The sequence below is a fragment of the Geodermatophilus arenarius genome, from assembly GCF_042654585.1.
Lineage (GTDB): Bacteria > Actinomycetota > Actinomycetes > Mycobacteriales > Geodermatophilaceae > Geodermatophilus > Geodermatophilus arenarius.
In genome coordinates, this window is record NZ_JBHSGR010000013.1 from 18,503 (window position 1) to 33,649 (window position 15,147).

Consider the following 15,147-nt stretch of genomic DNA (forward strand, 5'->3'; position numbering starts at 1 on the left):
AGGATGGGGCCGTGCTGCTCGCGAGCGCGGTCGCGGTCCTGCACGCGGCCGTCGTCCTGTTCATGCTCACCGGCGCGCTGCTCGCCCTGCGGTGGCCGCGGCTGGTGTGGCTGCACGCCCCGGTGGCCCTCGCCGTCCTGGCGGTCAACCTGGCCGGCGCGCCGTGCCCGCTCACCACGCTGGAGCTCGCGCTCCGGGAGCGGGCCGGCGCCCCGCCCTACGACGGCGGCTTCCTCGGCCACGTGCTGTTCGGCCCGCTCGGCCTGGACGTGCACTCGGCCGGCGTCCAGGTGGGCACCTACACCGTCGCGCTGGGCCTCAACGCCGTCGGCTACGGGCTCGTCCTGGTCCGCGCCCGGGAGCCGGCTCCGGACGGTCCGGTCCGGACCGCAGCGGGGGACCTCCGTCCTGGCGGAGGCCTCCAGGTCACCGGTCGGAGCTCCCCGCGCGCCCGGTCCAACCGACGGGTGCCGCGTGGGTGGACACTCCGACGGCCGGGCGGCCCGGTCAGGAGGGCCTTCCCCCGGAGTCACGGGAGCCCCGATGGCCATCGACAACGACGTGTATGACCGGCACGCGGCCGGGTGGTGGGACGAGGACGACCCGCTCAACATGCTGCATGGGAGCGTCACGCCGGCGCGCTTCGCCTACTTCGTCGCCGTCCTCGAACGGCTCGGACGCGACCCGTCGGGCCTCCGTGCCCTGGACGTCGGCTGTGGCGGTGGTTTCCTCGCCGAGGAGTTCGCCCGGCTGGGGTGCCGGGTGGTCGGCGTCGACCCCTCAGCGCCCTCGATCGAGACCGCCCGCGACCACGCGGCGGGCTGCGGACTGGAGATCGACTACCGCGTCGGCTCCGGGGAGGACCTCCCGGTGCAGGACGGGGAGTTCGACCTCGTCTACTGCTGTGACGTGCTCGAGCACGTCACCGACCTGGACCAGGTCATCCGCGAGACGGCTCGTGCCCTGCAGCCCGGTGGCGTCTACCTGTTCGACACGGTGAACCGCACCGCGGTCAGCAAGCTGGTGGCGATCAAGGTCCTGCAGGAGTGGCGCGTCACCCACGTCTTCGACACCCCGGTGCACGAGTGGGACATGTTCATCAAGCCGGAGGAGCTCGGCTCCACGATGGCCCGCCACGGTCTGCGCCTGCACGAGACGGTGGGTCTGGGGCCACGGGCGAGGAACCCGGCGGTCCTCCTCGGCTTCGTCCAGGCCAGGCGGGGACGGATGTCCTACGGGGAGCTGAGCCGCAGGCTGGACTTCGGACCGACGAGGAGCCGGGCGATGTCCTACATGGGCTACGGGACCCGGGAGGAGACCGCCGCGAGGTGACCGGACCGCGCCCGGCGAACCCCGTCCGGTCCGGGCCCGGCCGAGGCGCCCGGCGACGGCCCAGGCGGTCACCGTCAGTCGAAGGAGTGCTCCGGGCCGGGGAAGACGCCGCTGTGCACCTCGTCGGCGTACTCGCGGGCCGCGCGCAGCAGCTCGGCGCGCAGGTCGGCGTACTTCTTCACGAACTTCGGCACCCGGCCGCCGTTGAGCCCGGCCATGTCCGGCCAGACCAGCACCTGGGCGTCGCAGTCGGGCCCGGCGCCGATGCCGACCGTCGGGATGGACAGCTCCTTGGTCACCTGGGCGGCGATCGCCGCGGGCACCATCTCCAGGACGACGGCGAACGCGCCGGCCTCCTGCACGGCGTGCGCGTCGGCCAGCAGCTGCTCGGCGCCGGCGCCGCGGCCCTGCACCCGGAACCCGCCGAGGGCGTGCTCGCTCTGCGGCGTGAAGCCGACGTGCGCCATCACCGGGATCCCGTTCTCGGTGAGCATCCGGATCTGCGGCGCCACCCGCACCCCGCCCTCGAGCTTGACCGCCTGCGCGCCGCCCTCCTTCATCATCCGGACGGAGGTGGCGAACGCCTGCTGCGGCGAGGCCTCGTAGGACCCGAACGGCAGGTCGGCCACGATCAGCGACCGCTTCGTCGAGCGGGTGACCGCCTTGGTCATCAGCAGCAGGTCCTCGACGGTGACCGGCACGGTCGAGGAGTGGCCGAGCACGACGTTGCCGGCCGAGTCGCCGACCAGCATCACCGGGATGCCGGCCTCCTCGAACACCTGCGCGCTGTAGGTGTCGTAGGCGGTGAGCATCGCCCACCTCTCACCACGCTCCTTGGCCTGCTGGAGGTGGTGGATGCGCACCCGCGCGGTCGACGTCCCGCCGTACAGCACCGACTCGGTCACGCCTGGGCTCCTTCGCGGACGCTGGGCAGGCTCTCCCGCCAGCGGTTGGTGATGGGCAGCCGCCGGTCGCGGCCGAACGCCTTGAGGCTGATCTTCGTGCCGGGCGCGGACTGCCGGCGCTTGAACTCCGCGACGTCGACAAGCCGCAGCACCCGCGCCACGACCTCCGGGTCGTGGCCGCGCTCGAGCAGCTCGGCCATCCCGAGGTCGCGGTCGACGTAGTCGGCGATGACGGCGTCGAGCTCCTCGTAGGAGGGCAGCGAGTCGCTGTCCTTCTGCCCGGGTGCCAGCTCCGCCGACGGCGGCTTGTCGATCGAGTTCTGCGGGATCGGCTCGGTCTCGCCGCGGTCGCGGGCGTGCGCGTTGCGCCAGCGGGCCAGCTCCCACACCAGGGTCTTGGGCACGTCCTTGATCGGGGCGAACCCGCCGGCGGCGTCGCCGTAGAGCGTCGAGTAGCCGACGGCGACCTCGCTCTTGTTGCTGGTGGCCAGCAGCAGGTGGCCGTGCTGGTTGGACAGCCCCATGAGCAGCGTGCCGCGGATGCGCGCCTGCAGGTTCTCCGCCGCCGTCCCCGACAGCTCGACCTGCGACTCGAACGCGTCGACCACCGGCGCGATCGGCACGGTGGAGAAGTGCAGGCCCAGCCGCCGGGCGCTGTCCTCGGCGTCGGAGATCGAGTGCTCCGTGGACCACCGCGACGGCAGCGCGACGCCGTGCACCCGGTCGGCGCCGAGCGCGTCCACCGACAGCGCGGCCACCAGGGCCGAGTCGATGCCGCCGGACAGGCCGAACACCACCGACGGGAAGCCGTTCTTGTCGATGAAGTCGCGCAGGCCCAGCACCAGCGCCCGCCAGACCTCCTCGCAGTCGCCCAGCGGCTCGGCCACCGACCCCGGCCGCGGCTCGAACGCCGGCACGGGGTCCTCGGAGACGACGGTGCGGGTGACCGTCATCGGCCCGATCCGGCCCTCCCGCCGCTCGGGCACCCGGGCCGGGTCGAGGGCCAGGTCGACGCAGAGCAGGTGCTCGACGAACTGCGGCGCGCGGGCGAGCAGCTCGCCGTCGGCGGAGACGGCCAGCGAGTCGCCGTCGAAGACCAGCTCGTCCTGCCCGCCGACCTGGTTGCAGTAGACGATCGGCGCGTTCGCCTCGGCGGCGCGGCGGCGGACCAGCGGCAGCCGCAGGTCGTCCTTGGCCCGCTCGTAGGGGGAGGCGTTGGGCGAGACGACGAGGTCGACACCGGCCCGCCCGGCCACGCCGCACGGCCCGCCCTCGACCCAGAGGTCCTCGCAGACGGTCAGCGCGACGTCGGCGCCGTGCAGCCGCACCACCGGCAGCTCGGTGCCCGGCACGAAGTAGCGGGCCTCGTCGAAGACGCCGTAGTTGGGCAGGTGCCGCTTGGCGTAGCGGACCACGACCCGCCCGCCGTGCAGCAGCGCGGCGGCGTTGCGGGGCTGGATGCGGCGGGGGTTGGCGTCGCCGGGCCGCTCGTCGTCGAGGGTCTCCTCGTCACTCGGCGGGGTGTCGATCGCGGCCGGGCCCTCGGTGTGCGCCAGGTACCCGACGACGACGGCGAGCCCGCCCAGCCCCTCCTGGTCCAGCGTGGCGGCGAGGCCGGTGAGCGCCTGCTCGCTGGCGCGGGCGAAGGACTCGCGCAGCACGAGGTCCTCGGCGGGGTAGCCGGTGAGCGTCATCTCCGGGAAGACGGCGAGGTGCGCGCCGTCGTCGGCGGCCCTGCGCGCCCACTCGACGACGAGCGCGGCGTTGCCCTCCAGGTCGCCGACGCGGGTGTCGACCTGGGCCATCGCGACTCTCAGCTGCACCGTCACGGCACCATCCAACAACCGGCCCCCGGGACCGGCCAGACCGGGGACGGGGAGGTGGACCCGGCCCGGGGACCGGCCCAGCGTGACCGCCGTGGCCGAGTGGCTCACCGTCGAGGTCCTCGACGGGGACGAGCCGGCGTCGACCTGGCGCCGGGCGTACGAGGACGGCCTCGTCGAGGCCGCGGTCACCCGGGGCGCCCTGTACTGGGAGTGGCACGACACCCGCTGGGGCGTGGTGTGGGAGGTCGCCTTCGCCGACGACGAGCCGCTGGAGCGGTTCCGCGCGCTGCCCGCCGTCCGGGCCGCGCTGGACGCCGTCCCCGACCCCGTCGCCGGCCTGCTGGTCTACCGCGGGCGCGGCGGCGGGGCCGGCGTGTCCGTCCCGCGCCGGCCGCGGCCCCGCCCGGCCGCCGGCGCGGCCGCACCACTGCAGCCGGGACCGGAGCACGTCGCCCGGCTGACCGTCGACCCGCCGGCACGGGACGACGACCCGGACGACCTCGACGCCGACGACCTCGACCCCGACCCGGTCCGCGACTGACCCTCAGCGGCCGTCGGGGGGCACGACCGCGCCGTCCGACGCCGGCCGTGGCGCGGGCACCTCCGCGGGGGCCGGTGGCGGCGCCGCGCGCTCCAGGAAGCGCAGCAGCTCCACCGGGAACGGCAGGACGACCGTCGAGTTCTTCTCCGCGGCCACCTCGACCATCGTCTGGAGCAGGCGCAGCTGCAGCGCGGCCGGCTGCGCGGCCATGACCCCGGCGGCCTGCGCGAGCTTCTGCGAGGCCTGCAGCTCGCCCTCGGCGGTGATCACCCGCGACCGGCGCTCCCGCTCGGCCTCGGCCTGGCGGGACATCGAACGCTTCATCGACTCCGGCAGTGCGACGTCCTTGATGTCGACGCGCTCGACGTGCACGCCCCAGTCGACGGCGGGGGAGTCCAGCATCAGCTCCAGGCCCTGGTTGAGCCGCTCCCGGTTGGAGAGCAGGTCGTCGAGGTCGCTCTTGCCGATGATCGACCGCAGCGACGCCTGGGCGACCTGGGCGATCGCCGCCTGGTAGTTCTGCACGTCGACGACGACCCGCACCGGGTCGAACACCCGGTAGTAGACGACCGCGTCGACCCTGACCGTCACGTTGTCCCGGGTGATGCCCTCCTGGGCGGGGACCGGCAGGGTGACCACCTGCATGTTCACCTTGTGCAGCCGGTCCACGCCGGGCCGGATGAGGGTCAGGCCGGGCGGCCGGGGCTCGCCGAGCAGACGCCCCAGCCGGAGCACCACCCCGCGCTCGTACTGCGTCACCACCCGGACGCTGACCCCCGCCAGCAGGAGCAGACCCACCACCACGACCGCCAGGATCACGAGGATCGCGTCCATGTCGTCCTCCGTCGCCGTCCCGGTGCCAGCCGCGGACGCACCGGTGACGCGGGAGTCAGCGTAGGCCCGCACCCCGTCCCGTGGAACTGTTCGACGAACGATCGTTGCTTCTAGAGTGGCCGGGTGGACCACCGTGCGGCCCAGGTCGCCGCCGTCGCCGCGCTGGCCGAGCCCACCCGCCGCCGGCTGTACGACCACGTCGTCCGCCAGGCGGAGCCGGTCGGCCGGGACGAGGTGGCCGCCGCCCTGGGCGTCCCCCGGGCGACGGTCGCCTTCCACCTCGACCGGCTCGTGGCCGACGGGCTGCTCGACGTGCACTTCGAGCGGCGCTCCGGGCGCACCGGCCCGGGCGCCGGCCGCCCGGCGAAGCTCTACCGGCGGTCGGGGGACCCGGTGGCCGTCTCACTGCCGGAGCGCCACTACGACCTGGCCGGCGAGCTGCTCGCCGCGGCCCTGACCGAGGCCGAGGCGTCGGGCGAGCGGCCCGCGGCCGTCCTCGGCCGGCGGGCGCACGACCGCGGGCGGGAGCTCGCCGCCGCCGACGGGGCCCGGGGGCGGGACGCCGTCCTCCGGGTGCTGGAGGCGCACGGCTACGAACCGCGGGTCGCCGGGGACGCCGTCACCCTCCGGAACTGCCCGTTCCACACCCTCGCCCGCGCCCACACCGAGCTGGTCTGCGGCATGAACCTGCGGCTGGTCGAGGGCGTGCTCGACGCCGCGGAACCCAGCGGGCTGGCCGCCCGTCTGCAGCCGGAGGACGGCGCGTGCTGCGTGCGGCTGGACGGCGCGCGCGACGGTTGACAGACCGCGGGTCCGAGTCTCTACTGCCAGTCATCGTTGGTTTTAGAGGAGGTCCCATGACCACCCACGCGATCCGACGCACCGGCGCCCCCGTCGCCGAGCCCGCGGTCCCCGGCTCCCGCCGGGCCCTCCGCTTCGTCCGCGAGACCGGGGCGGTGGACCTGCCCGCGGCCGAGCGGGCGGTCGCCCAGCTCCTGCGGGCGCTGGGCAGGGACCCCGCCGACCCGCGCCTGGCCGACACCCCGCGCCGGGTCGCCGACACCCTCGCCGAACTGCTCACCGGACGGCCGTTCGAGCTGACCACCTTCCCCAACGACGGCGGGTACGACGAGCTGGTCGTCGCCACCGGCATCCCCGTCCGGTCGCTGTGCGAGCACCACCTGCTGCCGTTCACCGGCGTCGCCGCGATCGGCTACCTGCCGGGCGAGCGCATCCTCGGCCTGTCCAAGCTGGCCCGGGTGCTCGAGTCCTTCGCCCGGGACCTGCAGGTCCAGGAGCGGCTGACCCGGCAGGTCGCCGACTGGCTGCGGGACCACCTCGCGCCCCGCGGCGTGGGGGTGGTCATCACGGCGGAGCACCAGTGCATGACGCTGCGCGGGGTGCGCGCCACCGGGTCCCGCACGGTCACCTCCGCCCTCCACGGCGTGCTGCGCGAGGACGCCCGGTCGCGGCAGGAGTTCCTCGCGCTGGCCGGTACCGCGCCCACCGGCACGGCCGCCTGAGGGGAGCCGGATCCGTGGACGCTCCCCTGGTGGTCGTCGGCGGCGGCCTCGCCGGCGCCGAGGCGACGGAGACCCTGCGCGCCGAGGGCTTCGACGGGCCGCTCGTGGTCGTCGCGGGCGAGCCCGAGGTCCCCTACGAGCGCCCGCCGCTGTCCAAGGGATACCTGCTCGGCACCGCCCCCCGCGAGGCGGCGCAGGTGCTGGACCCCGGCTGGTACGGCGAGCACGACGTCGACCTGCGGCTGGGCGTGCGCGCGGTCGGGCTCGACCCGGGCGCGCACCGGCTGACCCTGGACACCGGCGAGGAGCTCGCCTGGTCACGGCTGCTGCTGGCCACCGGGTGCTCGGCCCGGCGGCTGCCCGTGCCCGGCGCCGAGCTCGACGGCGTCCGGTACCTGCGCACGCTCGCCGACGCCGACCGGCTGCGCGCCGACCTCACGGGCGGCGGCCGGCAGCTCGTGGTCGTGGGCGGCGGGTGGATCGGGCTCGAGGTGGCGGCCGCCGCCCGCTCCCACGGCAACGAGGTGACCGTCGTCGAGCCGCAGCCCACGCCCCTGTACGCCGTGCTGGGCCCGCGGATGGGGGAGGTCTTCGCCCGCCTGCACCGGCGCCACGGTGTCGACCTGCTCACCGGGACGACCGTGCGCGAGATCCGTGGAGCCGGCGGGCGGGTCACCGCGGTGGTGACCGACCGGGACGTGGGGCTGAGCGCGGACCTGGTCGTCGTCGGCATCGGCGCCGTGCCGAACACGCAGCCGGCGGCGTCCGCGGGCCTCGAGGTCGACAACGGGGTGGTCACCGACCACGCCCTGCGGACCTCCGCGCCCGGCGTGTTCGCCGCCGGCGACGTCGCGGCGTCGTTCCACCCCTCCTACGGCCGGCACCTCCGCGTGGAGCACTGGGCCAACGCGCTGCACGGCGGCCCGGCCGCCGCGCGCTCCATGCTCGGGCAGGACGTCCGGTACGACCGCGTGCCCTACTTCTTCACCGACCAGTACGACCTGGGGATGGAGTACTCCGGGCTGGGTGCGCCCGGGGACACGGTGGTCTGCCGCGGCGACCCGGAGGACGGCGGGTTCATCGCCTTCTGGACCTCGGACGGCCGCGTCACCGCGGCGATGAGCGTGGACGTCCGGGACGTCACGGCGCCCCTCCAGGCGCTGGTCCGCAGCCGTCAGCGGGTGCCGGCGGCCGCACTCGCCGACCCGGACGCGCCCCTGGAGTCGCTCGTCGTCTGACCGGCCCACCGGGCAGGGCGACACGGGGCGCCCCACCGGTGTGCCCGGCGCCGGGACCGGGCAGGCTGTGCACGGACGACACGGCGACGAAACGAGCGGACCCGATCATGGCCAGCATGGACCGGCAGCAGGAGTTCGTCCTGCGCACCCTGGAGGAACGCGACATCCGCTTCGTGCGGCTGTGGTTCACCGACGTCTCGGGCTACCTCAAGGCGGTCGCCGTAGCGCCGGCCGAGATCGAGGCGGCGTTCGCCGAGGGGATCGGCTTCGACGGCTCGGCGATCGAGGGCTTCGCGCGCGTCTACGAGTCGGACATGCTCGCCAAGCCCGACCCCGGCACCTTCCAGGTGATGCCCGCGAGCAAGGGCCAGCCCAGCGACACCGCGCGGATGTTCTGCGACATCACGCTGCCCGACGGGTCACCGTCGTGGGCCGACCCGCGGCACGTGCTGCGCCGGGCGCTGTCGAAGGCCGCCGACATGGGGTTCACCTTCTACACCCACCCCGAGGTCGAGTTCTTCCTGCTCAAGGACCTGCCCACCGACGGGCGGCCGCCGGAGCCCGCCGACACCGGCGGCTACTTCGACCTGTCCACGCACAACGTGGCGCACGACTTCCGCCGCGAGGCGGTCTTCGCGCTCGAGGCGATGGGCATCTCGGTGGAGTTCAGCCACCACGAGGTCGCGCCCGGCCAGCAGGAGATCGACTTGCGCTACGCCGACGCGCTGTCGATGGCCGACAACGTGATGACGCTGCGGCACGTCGTCCGGGAGGTGGCCCTGGCCCAGGGCGTGCACGCGACGTTCATGCCCAAGCCGTTCACCGACCTGGCCGGCTCGGCGATGCACACCCACGTGTCGCTGTTCGAGGGCGACCGCAACGCCTTCCACGACCCCTCGGACCCGATCCGGCTGTCGGCCACCGGGCGCCAGTTCATCGCCGGCCTGCTCACCCACGCCCGCGAGTTCACCGCCGTCACCAACCAGACGGTGAACTCCTACCGGCGGCTGCTGGCCGGCACCGAGGCGCCGACGGCGGCCACGTGGGGCCGGGCGAACCGTTCGGCGCTGGTGCGGCTGCCCTCCTACAAGCCGAACAAGGGCCAGTCGGCGCGGGTCGAGGTCCGCTCGCCGGACTCCGCGTGCAACCCGTACCTGACCTTCGCGGTGCTGCTGGCCGCCGGGCTGCGCGGCATCGAGAAGGGCTACGAGCTGCCGCCGGAGGCCGAGGACGACGTCTGGTCGCTCACCGACACCGAGCGCCGCGCCGCCGGCTACGAGGACCTGCCGGTCTCCCTGGGCGAGGCGCTGACCGCGATGCAGGGCAGCGAGCTGGTCGCGGAGACCCTCGGCGAGCACGTCTTCGAGTTCTTCCTGCGCAACAAGTGGGAGGAGTTCAACTCCTACCGGCAGAACGTGACGCCCTTCGAGCTCAAGCGCTACCTCCCCGGCCTCTGAGGGTGTGGAACGGCCTCGTCGCAGGGGCCCGTGCCGAGCCTGCGGGGCGCGGGGGGCGACGAGGTCCTTCCACTAACCTCGGCACCGTGCCGGAGACCCCCGCCCGCCTCCTCGTCGTCGTCCCCAGCGACACCGCCCCGCCGGCCCGGCTGGGGGACTGGCTGCGCGCGGCCGGCCTGGAGCTCGACGAGCGGCACCTCGACGCCGGCGACGAGGTCCCGACCGACCTGACCGGCTTCGACGGGCTGCTGGTCACCGGCAGCCCGCAGTCCAGCCTCGACGACGACGCCACCAGCGGCCTGGGCCCGGTCCGCGACCTGCTGGCCCGCGCGCTCGCCGACGACGCCCCGACGCTGGCCGTCTGCCTGGGCGCGCAGCTGCTGGCGCAGGCCGGCGGCGGGCGGGTGCGCGAGGGCATCGAGGGTCCGGAGGTCGGGGCGTCGCTCGTGGCCAAGCGGGACGCCGCGGCCGGGGACCCGGTGTTCGGCCCGCTCCCGCTCTCGCCCGACGTCATCCAGTTCCACCACGACGAGATCAGCGAGCTGCCCTCCGGCGCCACCCTGCTGGCGAGCAGCCCCGTGTACGCGAACCAGGCCTTCCGGGTGGGCCGGCGCGTCTACGGGCTGCAGTTCCACGTCGAGACGACGCCGGAGATCGTCCGCGAGTGGGCCGACCGGGACACCGTCGGCGTCGCGGCGAGCCCGTACGACCGCGAGACGCTCTGCCGGCTGACCGACGCGGTGCACCCGGACCTCGAGGAGGTGTGGGCGCCGTTCGCGGCCCGCTTCGCCGACCTCGTGCGCGCGGGTCGCGGCGCCGCGGTCTGAGCCGGTGACCACGTCCCGGGAGGTGCCCCGCCGCGCGGTCGTGCGGCTGGCCCGCTTCGGCTTCGAGGACGGCGAGAGGGCCGCGCTGCTGCTGTCCGACCCGGCCCTGGGGCTGTGGGACCTCGAGCGCAACGAGCCCGCCGACCCCGAGGCCGGCCCGGTCGTCTCCGCGCTGGCCCGCGCCGGCGACCCCGACCTCGCCGTCCGCTCGCTGGCCCGGCTGGTGGAGGCCCTGGACGCCGCCGACGACACGGGCGGGGCGGCCGCCGCCCTGCTCGCCCGCCTGCGCGGCTCGGCCGCGCTGCGCAGCCGGCTGCTGGCCGTGCTCGGCGCCAGCGCCGGGCTCGCCGACCACCTCGCCGCCCACCCCGGCGACTGGACGGTCCTCGACGACGAGGACCACGGCCCGGTGCGCCCGGCCGCCCACGCCCTCGAGCGGGACATGCTGCTCGCCGTCGGCGCCGACCCCGACGACCCGCCGTGGGGCGTCCGGCTCGGCAGTGCCGCGCCGGACGCCTCGCCGCAGCGGGTCGCCGCGCTCCGGCTGGCCTACCGCCGGGCGGTGCTCAGCCTGGCCGGGCGCGACCTGGGGGAGGGCCTGTCGGCCGACGACGTCGCCGCCGAGCTCGCCGACGTCGCCGCCGCGGTGCTCACCGCCGGCCTCGCGCTCGCCGTCGCGGAGCAGCCCGACACCGCCGCGCCCTGCCGCCTGGCGGTCATCGCGCTCGGCAAGACCGGCGGCCGCGAGCTCAACTACGTCAGCGACGTCGACGTCGTGTTCGTCGCCGAGCCGGTCGACCCCACCGACCCGGAGGCGCCGGCGCTGCAGAGCGCCACCCGGGTGGCCGCGGCGCTCATGCGGATCTGCCACGAGGCGGCGTGGGAGGTCGACGCGGCGCTGCGCCCGGAGGGCAAGGCCGGCGCCCTGGTCCGCACCATGGCCGGTCACACCGCCTACTACCGGCAGTGGGCGAGCACGTGGGAGTTCCAGGCGCTGCTGAAGATGCGCCCGGTGGCCGGCGACCCGGACCTCGGCCGCAGCTACGTCGAGGAGCTGTTCCCGATGGTGTGGCAGGCCGGCGACCGCCCCGGCTTCGTCGCCGAGGTGCAGGCCATGCGGCGGCGGGTGGAGGACAACATCCCGCCGGCGCAGGCCGACCGGGAGATCAAGCTCGGCCGCGGCGGCCTGCGCGACGTCGAGTTCGCCGTCCAGCTGCTGCAGCTGGTGCACGGCCGGGTCGACGCCCGGCTGCGGGTCGGCGGCACGCTGCCGGCGCTGCACGCCCTGCGGGCCGGCGGCTACGTCGGCCGCGACGACGCCGACACCCTCATCGCCTCCTACCGCTTCCTGCGCACCGTCGAGCACCGGCTGCAGCTGCTGCGGCTGCGGCGCACCCACCTGCTGCCCACCGACGAGCAGCAGCTGCGCTGGCTGGCCCGCTCGCTGGGCTACAAGCCCGACGCCCGCGGCACCGCCGTCGACGTGCTGCGCGCGGAGATGGCGCTGCACACCCGTGAGGTGCGCCGGCTGCACGAGAAGCTCTTCTACCGGCCGCTGCTGTCGGCGGTGGCCCGGGTGCCGGCCGAGGCCGCGCAGCTGGGCAGCAAGGCCGCCGGCGACTGGCTGCGCGCGCTCGGCTTCGCCGACCCGCAGGGCGCGCTGCGGCACATGGGCGCGCTCACCGGCGGGGTGTCCCGGTCGGCGTCGATGCAGAAGTACCTGCTGCCGGTGGTGCTGCAGACCCTCGCCGACTGCGCCGACCCCGACGCCGGGCTGCTGGCCTACCGCCAGGTCAGCGAGGCCCTCGGCGGCAACCAGTGGTACCTGCGGCTGCTGCGCGACGAGGGCCAGGTGGCCGAGCGGCTGGCCCGGCTGCTGGGGTCGAGCCGGTACGTGGCCGCGCTGATCACCCGCACCCCCGAGGCGCTGCGCCTCCTCGCCGACGACGACGAGCTCGAGCCGCGGAGCGCCGCGTCGCTGGCCGGGGCCTGGCGCGCCGCCGTCGCCCGCGCCGCCGACCCGCAGGCCGGCATCGGCGTGCTGCGCGGGCTGCGCCGGCAGGAGCTGCTGCGGATCGCCTCGGCCGACCTGCTCGGCCTGCTCGACGTCGTCCGGGTCGGGCAGGCGCTCACCGACGTCGCCGTCGCCACGCTGCAGGCCGGGCTCGACGCCGCCGTGCGCGCGTGGGCGCGCGAGGCGGGGATCGACCCGGCCGACGTGCCGATGGAGCTCGCCGTCATCGGCATGGGCCGGCTCGGCGGCGGCGAGATGGGCTACGGCTCCGACGCCGACGTGCTGTTCGTCCACCGTCCCAGGGCCGTCGGGGATGGTGGGTCGGGGGACAGCAGAGCGGAGGAGGCGAAGGCGACCCAGGCGGCCAACGCGGTCGCGCACACGCTGCGCCGGCTGCTCGGCGAGCCCGCTCCCGACCCAGCATTCGAGGTCGACGCCGACCTGCGCCCCGAGGGCCGGCAGGGCGCGCTGGTGCGCAGCCTGGACGCCTTCCGCGAGTACTACGAGCGCTGGGTGTCGGTGTGGGAGGTGCAGGCGCTGCTGCGCGCGGCGCCGGTGGCCGGCAGCCCCGAGCTGGGCGCGGCGTTCCTGGAGCTGGTCGACCCCCTGCGCTACCCGGAGGGCGGGCTGTCGCCCGAGCAGGTCGCGGAGATCCGCCGGATCAAGGCGCGCGTGGAGCGGGAGCGGCTGCCGCGCGGCGCCGACCCGGCCACCCACACCAAGCTCGGCCGCGGCGGCCTGGCCGACGTCGAGTGGACCGTCCAGCTGCTGCAGCTGCAGCACGCCGCGGCGGTCCCCGGGTTGCGGGTGCCCTCAACCGTCGGGGCGCTGGCCGAGCTGTCGGGGAACGGCCTGCTGACCGTCGAGCAGGCCGGGTCGCTGCGCGACGCGTGGGAGCTGGCCAGCCGGGCGCGCAACGCCGTCTTCCTCGTCCGCGGCCGGCCCGGCGACCAGCTGCCCCGGCCCGGGCTGGAGCTGGCCGGCGTGGCGCGGGCCAGCGGGTACGGCCCCGACGTCGACCCGGGCCGGTTCCTCGACGACTACCGGCGCACCACCCGGCACGCCCGCGCCGTGGTCGAGCGGGTCTTCTACGGTCAGTCGCCGGGGGAGTGACCGGTCGTGGCGCCGTCCGGCGGCTCGGGGACCAGCCCGACGCGGCGGTTCTCGGCCTGCACGACGTCGTAGCACTCGCACGCGGCCTCGTGCAGGTGCTCGGGGTCGACCACCGTGATCCGCCCCCGGGAGTACCGGATCAGTCCCGCCTGCTGGAGCAGCCCGGCCACCAGCGAGACGGTGCCCCGGCGCACGCCGAGCATCTGGCCGAGGAAGTCCTGGGTGAGCTGGAACTCGTTGGCGCCGACGCGGTCGCGGGTCTGCAGCAGCCAGCGGGCGCAGCGCTCCTCGGTGCTGTGCAGCCGGTTGCAGGCGACGTTCTGCGACAGCTGGACCACCATCGTCTGTGTGTAGCGGTGCAGCAGGTCGTGCAGGGCGCCGTCGTCGGACAGGAACCGGCGGAGGTCGGCCGTGGGGAGGCACAGCGCGTCGCCGGCCACCTGGCAGAAGCAGTCGTGCGGGCTGGTCGCCGCCCCCAGGAACACCGGCAGGCCGGAGACGCCCTCGTAGCCGACGGTGGCCACCTCGACGGCCGGCTCGCCGTCGACCGACGCGACGACGGACAGCACGCCGTCGACGGGGAAGTAGACCGCGTCGATGTCGCCGTCGCGGCGGTACAGCTGGTCGCGGACCTGCAGCGTCACCGGCCGCAGGGCCGGCCGCAGGCGCTCGTACTCCTCGTCGGGCAGGGCCCGCAGGATCAGGTTGCGCCGCGGGTCCTCCGTGTCCCTCCGCCGCGGGGCGTGGCGGGCCTCCTCGCGGGGGTGGTCGGGCGGAGTCACGGCGGACCTCCCGGTGCCGGGTGGAGCTCTCCGCGGGCTCAGGGGTCAGGCGGGCAGGGCGCCGGCGCCCAGCCGCGCCCACGGCGGCAACGGTACGGCGAGCAGCTCGGCGGCGCCCGGCGCCATGGCGTAGGCGACCAGCGCCGGGGCGACCAGCCGCAGCGGCAGGACGTGCTCCACGCAGCCCGTGGCCAGGGCCGCGCTGGGCATCCCCGGCGCCTCGGCGTCGGCCGGGTCCTGGGCGAGCACCCGGCCTCCGGCGCGGCGGACCGCGCGGACGCCGGCCGCGCCGTCGTCCAGCCGGCCGGTGAGGACGGCCGCCAGCACCCGCCGGCCGTACGCGCGGGCGGCGCTGGTCATCAGCCGGTCGGCCGCGCCCAGGTTGGGGTGCTCGACCGGGATCAGGTCCCCGCCCGGCTCCAGGAGGCCGGTGGTGCCGGCCGGGAGCACCGACACGCCGGCCCGGAGCGGACCGGCGGCCGCCGCGCGGACCGGGAGGTCCGTGACGGCGCGCAGCAGCGGCACCAGCAGGTCGGTCGTCCCCGCCGCGCGGTGCTGGACCACGAGCACGGGGACGGGGAAGTCGCGCGGCAGGCCGCCGAGGACGGTGCGCAGCGCCCGGACGCCGCCGGCGGAGGCAGCCAGCACCACGACGCCGAAGGGCGCCTGACCGTCGAGGGGGACCGAGCCCGGCACGCGGTCGAGCGTACGCGTGTGTACGGCACCTGACATACGGCCGCGCCCGGGTGTGCCGC

Annotated in this window: 14 protein-coding genes; 9 read left to right on the forward strand and 5 right to left on the reverse strand. The window is 75.6% G+C overall.

Translation table 11 applies throughout. The features are described 5' to 3' along the window. The first annotated feature begins 11 nt into the window (after positions 1 to 11). Positions 12 to 569: a DUF2784 domain-containing protein gene (locus ACFO3M_RS12895; protein ID WP_387989062.1), complete on the forward strand. Its 558-nt coding sequence runs from the start codon at positions 12 to 14 to the stop codon at positions 567 to 569. Beyond that, the gene (ubiG, locus tag ACFO3M_RS12900; RefSeq protein ID WP_387989064.1) at positions 544 to 1,332 is read left to right on the forward strand and encodes a bifunctional 2-polyprenyl-6-hydroxyphenol methylase/3-demethylubiquinol 3-O-methyltransferase UbiG; all 789 of its coding nucleotides are present in this window, start codon (positions 544 to 546) and stop codon (positions 1,330 to 1,332) included. The genes ACFO3M_RS12895 and ubiG overlap by 26 nt, the downstream gene beginning before the upstream one ends. Positions 1,333 to 1,406: 74 nt before the next feature. Here the strand turns inward: ubiG and panB are convergent, their stop codons facing one another. Together panB and ACFO3M_RS12910 are read right to left on the reverse strand one after the other, a co-directional pair. Next, on the reverse strand, positions 1,407 to 2,237 hold the full coding sequence (gene panB / locus ACFO3M_RS12905) for a 3-methyl-2-oxobutanoate hydroxymethyltransferase (RefSeq protein ID WP_387989066.1): 831 nt from the start codon (positions 2,235 to 2,237) through the stop codon (positions 1,407 to 1,409). Beyond that, positions 2,234 to 4,066: an NAD+ synthase gene (locus ACFO3M_RS12910; RefSeq protein ID WP_387989068.1), complete on the reverse strand. Its 1,833-nt coding sequence runs from the start codon at positions 4,064 to 4,066 to the stop codon at positions 2,234 to 2,236. The genes panB and ACFO3M_RS12910 overlap by 4 nt, the downstream gene beginning before the upstream one ends. Positions 4,067 to 4,154: 88 nt before the next feature. On the opposite strand from ACFO3M_RS12910, the gene ACFO3M_RS12915 reads away from it, so the two are divergent. Next, positions 4,155 to 4,604, forward strand: a complete 450-nt coding sequence (locus tag ACFO3M_RS12915; RefSeq protein ID WP_387989070.1) for a hypothetical protein — start codon at positions 4,155 to 4,157, stop codon at positions 4,602 to 4,604. Positions 4,605 to 4,607: 3 nt separating this feature from the next. Here ACFO3M_RS12915 and ACFO3M_RS12920 read toward each other — a convergent pair whose 3' ends face one another. After that, complete coding sequence (locus ACFO3M_RS12920; protein WP_387989071.1) at positions 4,608 to 5,438, reverse strand: slipin family protein; 831 nt, start codon at positions 5,436 to 5,438, stop codon at positions 4,608 to 4,610. A 123-nt stretch (positions 5,439 to 5,561) separates the two neighbouring features. Between ACFO3M_RS12920 and ACFO3M_RS12925 the strand changes: the two genes are divergently transcribed. The 6 genes from ACFO3M_RS12925 to ACFO3M_RS12950 all read left to right on the forward strand — a co-directional run bounded on the left by ACFO3M_RS12925 (position 5,562) and on the right by ACFO3M_RS12950 (position 13,610). Then, positions 5,562 to 6,239 carry a helix-turn-helix transcriptional regulator gene (locus tag ACFO3M_RS12925; RefSeq protein WP_387989073.1) on the forward strand — a complete coding sequence of 226 codons (678 nt, stop codon included), beginning with the start codon at positions 5,562 to 5,564 and terminating at the stop codon, positions 6,237 to 6,239. A 56-nt stretch (positions 6,240 to 6,295) separates the two neighbouring features. Next, the gene (gene folE / locus ACFO3M_RS12930; RefSeq protein ID WP_387989075.1) at positions 6,296 to 6,961 is read left to right on the forward strand and encodes a GTP cyclohydrolase I FolE; all 666 of its coding nucleotides are present in this window, start codon (positions 6,296 to 6,298) and stop codon (positions 6,959 to 6,961) included. 14 nt (positions 6,962 to 6,975) lie between these two features. After that, positions 6,976 to 8,199, forward strand: a complete 1,224-nt coding sequence (locus tag ACFO3M_RS12935; RefSeq protein ID WP_387989077.1) for an NAD(P)/FAD-dependent oxidoreductase — start codon at positions 6,976 to 6,978, stop codon at positions 8,197 to 8,199. Positions 8,200 to 8,315: 116 nt separating this feature from the next. Continuing rightward, positions 8,316 to 9,656 (forward strand): type I glutamate--ammonia ligase, encoded by a 1,341-nt coding sequence (gene glnA / locus ACFO3M_RS12940; protein ID WP_387989079.1) that lies wholly within the window; start codon positions 8,316 to 8,318, stop codon positions 9,654 to 9,656. Positions 9,657 to 9,742: 86 nt separating this feature from the next. Then, positions 9,743 to 10,483 carry a type 1 glutamine amidotransferase gene (locus ACFO3M_RS12945; protein ID WP_387989081.1) on the forward strand — a complete coding sequence of 247 codons (741 nt, stop codon included), beginning with the start codon at positions 9,743 to 9,745 and terminating at the stop codon, positions 10,481 to 10,483. A 4-nt stretch (positions 10,484 to 10,487) separates the two neighbouring features. Beyond that, a complete protein-coding gene (locus ACFO3M_RS12950) occupies positions 10,488 to 13,610 on the forward strand; it encodes a bifunctional [glutamine synthetase] adenylyltransferase/[glutamine synthetase]-adenylyl-L-tyrosine phosphorylase (RefSeq protein WP_387989083.1) in 3,123 nt (1,040 codons plus the stop codon). Here ACFO3M_RS12950 and ACFO3M_RS12955 read toward each other — a convergent pair. Together ACFO3M_RS12955 and ACFO3M_RS12960 are read right to left on the reverse strand one after the other, a co-directional pair. After that, on the reverse strand, positions 13,592 to 14,392 hold the full coding sequence (locus ACFO3M_RS12955) for a Crp/Fnr family transcriptional regulator (protein WP_387989085.1): 801 nt from the start codon (positions 14,390 to 14,392) through the stop codon (positions 13,592 to 13,594). The genes ACFO3M_RS12950 and ACFO3M_RS12955 overlap by 19 nt on opposite strands. A 45-nt stretch (positions 14,393 to 14,437) precedes the next feature. Further along, on the reverse strand, positions 14,438 to 15,088 hold the full coding sequence (locus ACFO3M_RS12960) for a chemotaxis protein CheB (protein ID WP_387989087.1): 651 nt from the start codon (positions 15,086 to 15,088) through the stop codon (positions 14,438 to 14,440). Positions 15,089 to 15,147: the final 59 nt, after the last annotated feature.